The organism is Clostridioides sp. ES-W-0018-02 (assembly GCF_020658175.1).
In the GTDB taxonomy this organism is placed as follows: domain Bacteria; phylum Bacillota; class Clostridia; order Peptostreptococcales; family Peptostreptococcaceae; genus Clostridioides.
This window is the reverse complement of record NZ_JACVVY010000076.1, coordinates 1-255: the sequence shown is the minus strand read 5'-3', so window position 1 is coordinate 255 and position 255 is coordinate 1. Positions and strand designations below refer to the sequence as shown.

The 255-nt window shown below is 24.3% G+C and carries 1 protein-coding gene; it reads right to left on the bottom strand.

All coding sequences use genetic code 11. From position 1 onward, the window contains the following. Positions 1–255 (bottom strand): cell wall-binding repeat-containing protein (locus tag IC219_RS21550; RefSeq protein WP_227853518.1); only part of this gene is annotated, 255 nt, incomplete at both ends.

Sequence of the window (255 nt, the reverse complement as noted above, 5' to 3'; positions counted from 1 at the left end):
CATATAGGTTATTTATATTAGAATCCTTGTAGAACTCTTTTATTACTTTTGCATTTGTTTCATTTCTAGTACTACCTGATATTCTTTGTGGATTTTTAAGTTTGTTTTCTATATTTTTAGAAACTGTGTATTCTCCACCTATTATATAAGATTTATCTATTTTTTTATCTTTGAATAAATCATTTATTTCAGTTATATTACTATTTTCATTAGTAAGTATTATAGGCATATCATTTTGAGCTGATGCTGCACCAA